Annotated in this window: 1 protein-coding gene; it reads left to right on the top strand. The window is 62.3% G+C overall.

Annotation, left to right across the window (positions count from 1 at the left end):
• On the top strand, positions 1-448 hold a 448-nt coding region (locus tag M3234_RS28920), incomplete at both ends, for an LptF/LptG family permease (RefSeq protein WP_262307941.1).

Here is a 448-nt window from a genome sequence, read left to right on the forward strand (position 1 = left end):
TGCTGGTGTCGCTCTCCGGCATTATCAAGTTTGTCGATCAGCTGAAAAAGTCCGGGCAGGGCAGCTACGATGCGCTGGGCGCTGGTCTCTACACCATCCTCAGCGTGCCGAAGGACATCCAGATCTTCTTCCCGATGGCGGCGCTGCTTGGCGCGCTGCTGGGGCTGGGGATGCTGGCCCAGCGCAGCGAACTGGTGGTGATGCAGGCATCCGGTTTCACCCGGCTGCAGGTAGCGCTGGCGGTAATGAAAACCGCGATCCCGCTGGTGCTGCTGACCATGGCCATCGGCGAGTGGGTGGCCCCGCAGGGCGAACAGATGGCGCGCAACTACCGTGCCCAGCAGATGTACGGCGGCTCGCTGCTCTCAACCCAGCAGGGGCTGTGGGCGAAAGATGGCCACAATTTTGTCTATATCGAACGCGTAAAAGGCAACGATGAGCTGGGGGG

This window comes from Neobacillus niacini (assembly GCF_023715785.1).
GTDB lineage: Bacteria > Bacillota > Bacilli > Bacillales > Cytobacillaceae > Neobacillus > Neobacillus niacini_E.